5 protein-coding genes are annotated in these 9,876 nt (G+C 68.7%); 3 read left to right on the top strand and 2 right to left on the bottom strand.

The annotated features are described in order from the left end of the window. Positions 1–347: 347 nt before the first annotated feature. The 3 genes from QZY44_RS04150 to QZY44_RS04140 are packed head-to-tail and all read left to right on the top strand — an operon-like array spanning position 348 to position 3,696. A complete protein-coding gene (locus tag QZY44_RS04150) occupies positions 348–479 on the top strand; it encodes a hypothetical protein (protein ID WP_295442647.1) in 132 nt (43 codons plus the stop codon). Between the two features lie 8 nt (positions 480–487). Continuing rightward, positions 488–2,176: a hypothetical protein gene (locus tag QZY44_RS04145; protein WP_295442644.1), complete on the top strand. Its 1,689-nt coding sequence runs from the start codon at positions 488–490 to the stop codon at positions 2,174–2,176. After that, complete coding sequence (locus tag QZY44_RS04140) at positions 2,173–3,696, top strand: hypothetical protein (RefSeq protein ID WP_295442642.1); 1,524 nt, start codon at positions 2,173–2,175, stop codon at positions 3,694–3,696. The genes QZY44_RS04145 and QZY44_RS04140 overlap by 4 nt, the downstream gene beginning before the upstream one ends. A gap of 298 nt (positions 3,697–3,994) precedes the next feature. Here the strand turns inward: QZY44_RS04140 and QZY44_RS04135 are convergent, their stop codons facing one another. Together QZY44_RS04135 and QZY44_RS04130 are read right to left on the bottom strand one after the other, a co-directional pair. Beyond that, on the bottom strand, positions 3,995–6,688 hold the full coding sequence (locus QZY44_RS04135; RefSeq protein WP_295442649.1) for a PAS domain S-box protein: 2,694 nt from the start codon (positions 6,686–6,688) through the stop codon (positions 3,995–3,997). Further along, positions 6,606–9,713 carry a chemotaxis protein CheB gene (locus tag QZY44_RS04130; RefSeq protein ID WP_295442638.1) on the bottom strand — a complete coding sequence of 1,036 codons (3,108 nt, stop codon included), beginning with the start codon at positions 9,711–9,713 and terminating at the stop codon, positions 6,606–6,608. The genes QZY44_RS04135 and QZY44_RS04130 overlap by 83 nt, the downstream gene beginning before the upstream one ends. Positions 9,714–9,876: the final 163 nt, after the last annotated feature.

Here is a 9,876-nt window from a genome sequence, read left to right as displayed (position 1 = left end):
CCGCTCCAACGGTCGTACGAGCGGCCCCCAGGCCGCGACCAAAGCCACCCGAACAGTAGCCGGAAACATGGTCAAGGCTGCCCGCAGCGAGGCCGCGGCCCTGTTGTTCCGCCTGCCGCAGTTGTAGGATGGGTAGAGCGGCCCCGGCACGGCTTCGAGGTTTGGCGCACCGGCGGGCGGGCCGCGAAACCCATCACGCGCGGCGGGCGTCGGCGGCCTGGGGATGAGATGTTTCGGTTCGCTCTAACCAGCCTATGCGGCAACCAGACAGGCCCCCCACCCCAGCCCTCCCCCACAAGGGGGGAGGGGGCGGGAGGATCAAGCAATCGCCAGACCAGAGGATTGTCATGAGTGCGCTCGAAAAGCTCAGTCCCCAGGCGTCCGACGGCTATGTCTATCCCGATGTCACCGTGGCCTGTGGCGTGCCCGAGTTTGCCGAGGGCGACAACCTGCGCAACCCGACCCTGATCTGCGGGTGAGACGCCCCATGGCCGATCCCTCATCCGATCTGCAACCGCTTAGCGCCTGGCCAGCCCTGGCCGGTCTGCCGCGGTCGCTGCCGCGGCTGCGCTGGGAGCGGGGCGTGCTCGGCAAGGAACCGGGCGGCCACGCGGATTTCCAGTGGATTGCCGCCAGCCCCGACTTCTCGGGTCCGACCTCCAACCTGGCGCGGCAGCTGTGGCTCGGGGCCGAGGACGTAGTGCGCGCCACGCTGCTGTGGCGCAGCGCCGGCACGCTGCACCAGGCGGTGCATTGCTATCCGGGCCGCGCCCCGGATGCCCATGGGCGGCCCTTTCTGGAGAAGCAGGTGCTCGAATGGGAGCGCCCGGCGGACCTGCCTGCGGCCCTGGGTGCATTGATTCTGTTGCCGCTGGCGGCCATGGCGGACGATGCGGTGTGGCAGGGCGGTGAGCGCGATCCGTTCGCCGACCACCTGTTCGTCACCCTGGAGGTCGGGGCTGTCGCGCCCCCGGATCCGGCGACCCTGGCCCAGACCATCCGCGCTGGCCTTGCGGACTTGAGTCGCTGCTTTACGCAGGACGCCTTAGGCACACTCTATGCCCGGATCCTGGCCGGACATCGCGCGGTCTTCCCGCCCGCGGCGATCGAGCCGCTGGGCCCCGCGGCCCTGGTCGCGGTGCTGCTCCCGCTGCCGCGGGAGTTGGCCGACCGGCTGTCATTGGTCGGCTGGCTGCCCTCGACCAGCCCCGAGTCGGAGCCGCTGCGCCGACACTGGGACCTGATCCTGGGCAGCGACGGCAACACGCCGCCACCGTCCGCCGACGAGGTGGCGCCGAATGAGGCGGACCAGGCGCGCGGTCTCGCGATGGCCCAGGCCATCATCCGGGGCGACCCGCGCGGTCTGCACCAGGGGGCGGTGCCAGTGCGCTCGGCGGGGCCCGGCAGCGCCCCGGAGCGCCCGCCGACCCGCCTGACCCTGTGGGGGCCGTCGGGTTCGGGCAAGACGGTCTTCCTGGGGCAACTCTACTGGCAGTTGAGCGGCTCGCAGCGCGACGACTGGGTGATCTATCCGGGTGAGACCGGGCTGGATTTCCTCGAACTCATGCGCGACACCATGTATTCGCGCAACGCCTTTCCGCCCGGCACCACCCTGGGGACTTCGCTCAACATCGTCTGCCACCTGGTCCACCGACACACGGGAGAGCGGGTCACGCTCGCGCTGGAGGACCGCGCCGGCGCGGACTACGAGGGGTTGCACGCCGAGGTCCAGGAGCGCCTGCTTGCCGCCGACGGCATCATCCTGCTGCTGGACCCGAAGCGGCAGGACGATCGGGTGTTCAACGAGGTCTCACATACCTTCGAGCGCCTGCTGCTGGCCGCGGGCCGGGTCGCTGCCCAGGACCCCCGGCCGGTCGCCGTCTGTGTCACCAAGGCCGATGAACTGATCGAGACCCCGGACGACTATCGACTGGCCCTCACCGAGCCCGCCGGGTTTGCCGCGGCACACGTCGACCAACGGCTGCTCAACTATCTGGAGACCCGCTTCGAGCGCTTCGCACTCTTCCCGGTCTCCGCGGCCGGGGTGCGGATGCAGTACGGGGCCATCGAGCCGGTGGTCTTCTATGACGAGTGGTTGCGGCCCCGCATCAATTGCGGTCAGCCATTCAATTTGCTCGCACCCATCGACTGGCTGATCCGGCAGGTGGGCTCATGAGTGATCCCTTCGATTGGCCGGCCCTGGCCGGGGCCGAGTCCTGGCTGGGTGAGGATCTGAGCTGCGAGGTCGGCATCTGGGGCAAGGTTCACGCACTGGCGTCGGATTACCGCTGGATTGCCCGCAGCGGCGGTTTTGGCGGTCAGCTCCCGGATCTGAGTCGGCGGCTGCGCATGGGGAGCGAGGACCTGGGTGTGCGCACCACGGCCTGGCGTGCGCCCTGGGCGGACGCGACCGAGTCGGCGGGTGAGGACTATTTCGCCATCGGTACCTATCCCAGCCGCGCACTGGATGCCGCCGGTCGCGGTGCGATCCTGGAGAAGCGGGTGTTGCACTGGCGTCGTCCCGCCCCGGGATTTCCGATTGCGCTCGCCGCCGCCGCATGGCTGCCGACGGTTGCGGGCGGCGATGATCGCTGCTGGTGGGACCGGGTAGGGGAGGGCGACTGGCAGCGGCCGGACTATGCACTGCCGCTCATGCCCGACGCCTGCCCGCGGGTGGTGATCGAGCTTACTGCTTTGGAAGGCGTCATCGCGGCCGGTATCGATGCGCTGTTGGCCATCCTGGACCAGCCACGCCTGGCCGCCGTCTATGCGGGTCTGCTCGCCGGGTTGCGTCCGGTGATGCTCCGCGGTCTGGAGCAGCCCTTGCCCCCGGGCGTGCTGGCGGCGCTGCTGCTGCCGCTGTCGCCGCGCGAGGCCGCACGCTGTTCACTGTGTGCCTGGGTCCCCGCGACCCTGATCGATCCGGCTGACCTCGGGCAGAACTGGGACCTGGTTGGCGCCCGGCAGCCCGGGCCGCCCCAGAGCGTCGCGCCCGCCCACATGCAGCGCGGCGCCGCGCTGGCCGCGGCATTGCTCGCGCGTGATCCGGCACGCGCCGCGGTCGAGCGGGCACCCTTGGTCGGCGTGAGCGAGGCGCTGCCGACCCCCGCCCTGCTGGCGGCAGCGCCTTGCTCCGGCACTCATCCAAACCCGCGGATGCAGCTGGAGCCGGTCGCTGCCGCCAGCTGGCCCGGTCTTGGCTATCTGTATGAGTTCGCGGATCGCATCAATCTGCGCCGCCTGGATCTCACCCGGTTGGCGCAGGACCTCACCGCCCCCGCGGCCTATCCGCTGTTGCCGCCTGATGAAGACCCGGCCGGCCACCCACTGGTTGGCTGGATCAGCGCGCTGGAGCAGCGGGTGCCCGACGGGGTCGATGCCGTCGAATGGGCCTTTAAGATCGACCAACTGCGCGCTGCCGCACTCTTCCTGCTGCCGCACCCGGGCACACTGGACCTGGTGGGATTGCCGCGAGACCCGTGGGCCCCGGCCTTGCTGGCCGTGCTCGCCGCCGATCCCGGCACCGTCGGCGAGCACTTGGCGCTCCACGCCGCGCCGGCCCTGCGCCGGATGCTGGAGCACAGCCTGGCCTACCCGGAGCCGTCATTGGTTGCCGACATCCGCACCTGGATGCAGCGCTGGCTGGCCGCGACCGGCAGCGATGAGTTGACGCGAGCCCTGGGGGACCTGCTCTGACCGCGGGCGCCCAGCAATTCCAAATTTGAGCGACCGCCCCCACCATCGTGGTGGCGGCGGGGATGACGGTGGATGCGCTACGCTTATCCACCCTACGAAACCGGCTCCGTCGTAGGGTGGATAAGGCGCGCCGCACTGTCTTAGGGACCGGGCACGTGGGTTGCGCGCGCCGCATCCACCGTAGGTCACGCGATGCCGCCCAAATTTGGAATTGCTGCGCCGCGCTGGTGTCAGTCGCGCCCTTTGATGCGGTGACGATCAACCTGGGCGATCTGTGGGCACCGACCGCGTAGCGACTTCAAGTCGCCGCTCCGTCTGCGGCGCGCTCCAGATGTGTCGCGAGCGTCCCGAGCAACTGCTCCAGTGAGTCGGCCAGTTGCAGCGCCAGCGCGGTGGTGTCCGCCTGGCCGCCGCGCGCCGCGCGTTGAGTGGACTCGGCAAGGGCGAGGGTGGCGCCGGCCATCAGGTTACCGGCCACGGATTTGAGTGCATGCGCGGCGTCGCCGATCTCCGCCAGGTTGCCCGCGGCCACCCACCGGCGCAGCCGTGCCGGCTGCTCGCGATTGACCTCGATGGCGAGTGCCGCGAGCCGATCGATAAAGGCGGTGTTTCCCTTATAGCGTTGCGCAAGCCCGGCCCAATCCACGCCGTCACCCGGCGGTTCACCGCCGGCGGGTGGCGCCGGGGGTGCCGGTCCTGGCACTAAGCCGGCGTACCGTGTATGGCGCAGCACCGCGGCCACCAGGTCCTCGTAGTCGATCGGTTTGCACAGCTCACCGACCATCCCGGCGGCGCGGCATTTCTCGATCTCTTCTGCCAGTGAATGGGCGGTCTGACCGATGATGGGCAGACCAGGGACGAGTTCCAGTATCAGGCGGGTGGCCTGGAGCCCGTCCATCTCCGGCATCTGCACATCCATCAGCACCGCATCCCAGGCGGTCACGTCGGCGCGGACCGCCGCCACTGCCGTACGGCCATTCTCCACCAGGGTCACCCGGGCGCCCTCGGCCACCAGCATCTCCTCCAGCACCAGCCGATTGACCTCATTGTCCTCCGCGACCAGGAGGCACAGGCCCGCGAGCCGCGCGCCGTCCGCGGCGCTGCTGCCATCCTGGCTATCCGCTACCGGCGCGCCGACGGCCGCTGCGCTTGGCAGCCAGACCTGGAAGCTCGATCCTTTGCCGGGTTCACTGGTTACCCGGATGTGGCCCCCCATCAGCTCCACCAGCCGGTGGGTGATGGCGAGCCCGAGCCCGGTGCCGCCGAAGGCGCGGGTGGTGCCGGTGTCGGCCTGCTCGAAGGGCGTGAACAGGTGTTCCACGTGATCCTGCGTCATGCCAATGCCGGTGTCATCCACCTTGAACACCAGATTCCCACCGACGTGGCTGACACTCAAGGTCACGGCCCCCTGGCGGGTAAACTTGATGGCATTGCCGAGCAGGTTATGCAGAATCTGCGACAGCCGCACCGGGTCGCCCAGACACGCCGCCGGCAAATCGGGTGCCGTGATGAGCTTCAACGCGATCCCCTGATCGCGGGCGTACTCCTGGAAGCTCTCCACCACCTCCGCCACGAGGGCGCCCGGGGCGATCGGCACCGCTTCGATCCGCAGCTTGCCGGCCTCGATCTTTGAAAAGTCGAGGATGTCATTGACGACACCGAGCAAAACCTTGCCCGATTGCAGGATGCGCGCGAAGTGTTCATGCAACGCCGGGTGCTCCAGGCTGGCGCGATAGCCGAGCTGCGCCATGCCCAGCACCCCATTGAGCGGGGTGCGGATCTCATGGCTCATATTGGCGAGGAACTCACTCTTGATGTGCGCCAGCCGCTCGGCCTCGACCCGTGCCTGCTCGCGGGCCTGCTCCGCCTGATGCCGCAGCCTGGCATCGGAGAAGGCCACGACGGCCCCGACGATGGTGTCGTCGCGCACCATGGGGTGCGTGGAGAAGGTGACCTCCAGGCGGGTCCCGTCGGCGCGCCAAAAGACATCGTTTTCCACGCGCGCCGGGCGCCCGGTCCTCAGTGCCTCGTGGATCGGGCACCGGTCGACGGGCTCCGGGGTGCCATCGGCGCGGACGTGGTGAATGGTGGCGTGCAGGTCCTGCCCGAGCAAGGCCCCGGCCCCATAACCCAGCATCGCCTCCGCGGCGGGATTGGTGAAGGTCACCGCGCCCCGGTCATCCAGGCCGATGAGTCCATCCCCACTCGATTCGAGGATCAGGCGCAGTTTGTCTTCGCTGGCCGCCAGGTCGGCGGTGCGCGCGGCGACCAGTTCCTCCAACTGACGCTGGCTGCGCTCCAGGACCTCGCGCGCCGCGTTCAAGGCAGTCACATCCCGGTCAAAGCCGCGGTAGCCGCTCCAGGTGCCGTCCGCGGCATAGATCGGTGCCCCGCTGGATTCCATGATGACCTCGCGGCCGTCCTTGCGCAGATTGCGGTTTTTCAGGCGTTGGAACGAACGGTGCTCCGCGGTGATTCCGGCGAATTCCTCCCGCACGCGCTCCGCCTCTGGCGGCGGCATCAGATCGAAGGGCGTGCGGCCAATGATCTCATCGGGACCATAGCCCAGGATCGCCTCGACCTGGCGGCTGGCAAAGGTATAGACCCCCTGCGTGTCGACCTCCCACATCCAGTCGAAGCTGGTCTCCACCAAGGCACGGTAGCGGGCCTCGCTGGCGGTGAGCGCGAGCTCCGCACGCTTGCGCTCGGTGACGACATCGAAGATGGACACGAAGTGTTCCGGCCGCGGGCTGTAGACCGAGGCCACCACCCACATCTGCAGGGTCTCGATGAAGAGGTCGAAGGTTTCGGGCTGGCCGGTGAGCGCGACCCGCCCGTAGACCTCGAACAACCGCGGGTCGCGCTCCCGCAGCCCGGGAAGGATCTGGCTCGCCCGCCGGCCGACGACGTCACTCAAGCCCGTCAGTCGCTCGAAGGCCGGGTTCACCTTGAGGTAGACGAAGTCCAGGGGGGCTCCATCCTCGAACAGCATGTGGCAGTAGGCCAATCCGTTCAACATGTTGTCGAACAGTGACCGGTAGGTTGCCTCGCTCTCGTTCACGCTGACCAGGGCCGCCTCCAGCTTCGCCCGGCTTGCCAGGCTCCTGCTCGGCGCGGAAACCCTCGGTGATATCGATGCCGATACCACCCACGTAGCGTCGGCCGGACGCGTCACAGAAGGGGATGTTGATGCTGTGCCAGACGCGCACCTGGCCGTCCGGTCCCAGGGTTTCGTCTTCCTGCTCGATCGGGCGACCGGCCGCCAGTGCCTCGCGATCGGCGCGCCATAAGGCCTCTGCTGCTGACGCCGTCCCGAGTTCGGCGTCTGTCTTGCCTTGCCAGTCCTCCAGGCGCACGCCGAAGCGCTGCTCGAAGGTCCGGCTCAAATAGATGTGGCGGCCTTCCGCGTCCTTGATCCAGGCGATCGCCGGGCTGTGGTCCATGAAGAGCCGGAAGCGCTCTTCCGCTTCCACCCGCTGGGCCTCGGAACGGGTGAGCTCGGAGGTGTCCGCAAAGCTCAGCACGGCGCCGATGCGCCGGCCGGCCGCGTCGATCTGGGGTGCGATCTGCATCAGGTAGTAGCGGTCCTCCTGGGCGACCTGCTGCACCAGGGGCGGTCCACCCTGGATCACCGACTCCACCTGTTGCCGCAGCGCCGGCAGCCGCAGGGTGCAGGGCACCCCGGCGAGACTCTGACCCAGGTCGTCGGCCACCAGCCCGAAGATCCGCACGGCGAGCGCATTGAAGCGCCGCACCCGGTATTGCTCATCCACCACCACCAGGGCGAGTTGGATCGATGTCTGGATGCTGTTGAGCAGGTCATTGACGGCAGCGAACTCGGCGGTCTTGGCCTGCAATTCATCATTGAGCGTGCTGAGCTCCTCATTGCCGGCCTGCAACTCCTCATTAGTCGACTGGAGCTCCTCGGTGGAGACCTGCAGCTCCTCGTTGAGTGATTGCAGCTCCGTGTTGGAGGACTCCAGCTCACCGATGATGGCGTGCAGATGGCCCCGGGTCGCCTGGAGCTCCCGCAGCAGTTCGTCGACGGCGAGGTGCCCGATGGCGTCCGGCGGCGCTGCCGCGGTCTCGGCGCACGCCGGTTGCTCCTCGAAGCTCAAGGCGAGCACCGCCTCCCCTCCCGGGAGCCGGGCGTCGATGCGCCGGGCCACCACCCGGACCATCACCGATGCGCCCTCGATCTCCACCGGCGTTGGCCGTCCGCGCACCTCCTGATGGCCCGGCAGGAGGGCCAGGTGCGCTGTGGTGCGGACCTCGTTTGCGAGCTCCGGCAGGCTGAGCGCGACTACGGAGAAGTCGGCCGGCCCCTGCGGCAGGTTCAGATACCGCTGCACCTTGCCGTGGAAGTGCAAGGGTGCAAACCGGTCGTTGACCAGCACGCTGGGGGGTGCGTAGTGCGCCAACAGCGCGTCGCGCAGCGTCGCCTCGGTGTCTAGTGGGCGGACCTCGGGGCGGGGCCGCGACGGCGACACGAAGCGGGGCGTCACGTTGTCCCAGTGCCCATGCGCCAGGTGCGGTGTGGGCAGGTTGCGCCGGCGGTAGATGCGGTTGTGCGCATCCACCGGCTCGAACAGCCGGCTCACCGTCTCGCCGCACTCGGATTTGCCCAGCAGCAGCAATCCGCCTGGATTGAGCGCATAGTGAAACTTGGCAAATACTTCATCCTGAAGTGCCGCGCTCAGGTAGATCAGTACGTTACGGCAACTTACCAGATCCATGCGGGTGAACGGCGGGTGGCGCAACAGGTCGTGCTCGGCAAAGACGCACAGCTCACGCAGGGTCTTGGACACCCGCACGCTGTCGCGTCCCTCGGCAAAAAAGCGCTCGCGCAGCCCGGCGTCCAGACCGTCGAGGCGCGAGCGCGGATAGACCCCGGCGCGCGCCGCCGCGATGGCCTGCGTATCCAGATCGGTCGCGAACACCGCCACCCCCACCTCAGACAGGCGCCCCCCCAGGAGAGCCGCCAGGATGGCCGCGATGGAATAGGCCTCCTCGCCGCTCGCGCAGCCGGGCACCCACACCCGGATCGGCTCATTCGGCCGGCGGGTCGCGACCAGTCCTTCCAGGATACCGCGCAAGGCGTCGAAGACGGCGCGGTCGCGAAAGAAGGCGCTGACCGAGATCATGAAGCATTGGCGCAGGGCCAGCGCCTCCTCCGGGTTGGCCCCCATGAAGAGCAGGTAGTCCGCCGGGGTGCTCAGATGCAGGGCGGCGATGCGGCGCAGGACCTGGCGCCTGAGTGTGGCCTCTTTGTAACGGCTGAAGTCGGTCTGGCTGGCCGCGGTGACCAGTGCCAACACCTCCTTCAGGGTCTCAACATCGAGCTCGGCCTGGGCGGCGGTAGCGGGCAGGTCCTCGGGCAACGCCTCGTCCATCGTGTTGAGCCAGGCGGCGAGGTCCTGCGGGGTCAGTGAGTCGTTGGCCAGGCCCGCATCCAGCGCCGCCTGGGCCATGCCGCCCTGGGCGGCACTGTCGGGGCGTTGCACCAGCACCCGGCCCCCGGCGTTGCGGATGGCCTCGGCCCCGCGCGTGCCGTCGCGGCCGGTACCCGAAAGCAGTACGCCGACCGCCCGCGCACCATAGCCCTGCGCCAGAGACTCGAACAGGGTGTCGATGCAGGGCACCACACCGGTGGCGGAGCTCGGTTCCAGGAGGCGCAGGCGATGGTCGCGGATTTCCACCTGACACCCGGGGGGCGTCACGAACAGCTGGTCCGGCCGCAGCGGCTCACCGTCCTCGATCCGCTTGACCCGCAGCGGGCAATCGCGGCCGAGGATCTCGGTCAGGTTGTCCGCGCTGGCGCGCGGAAAGTGCTGGGCGACGATGTAGGCCGCCCGGCCGGTCGGTCGCAGCTCGTGCACCAGGGGCCGCATCGCCTCCAGACCGCCGGCCGAGGCGCCGATGCCCACCACCCAGGCCGGGTTTCCCGTCAATGGCGGTGGGGTCTGCGCGTTCACAGGATCGGTGCTCGAGAGTTCCGCGGTGATTGGTTCCATCATCCTAGTACCCGATTCCACCCAATTTTGCCTGCCGACCCCAACGGGGTCGAACATACCAGCCCAGGGCAACGCCCTGGGTGTGATGTATATGAGGGGGCCTAGCCCTGAAAGGGCGTGACAGACGGCCCTGCGTCGTTATGTCACGCCCTTTCAGGGCTAGGCT

The sequence above is a fragment of the uncultured Thiodictyon sp. genome, from assembly GCA_903837595.1.
Classification (GTDB): Bacteria; Pseudomonadota; Gammaproteobacteria; order Chromatiales; family Chromatiaceae; genus Thiodictyon.
This window is presented reverse-complemented; position numbering and strand designations above follow the sequence as displayed.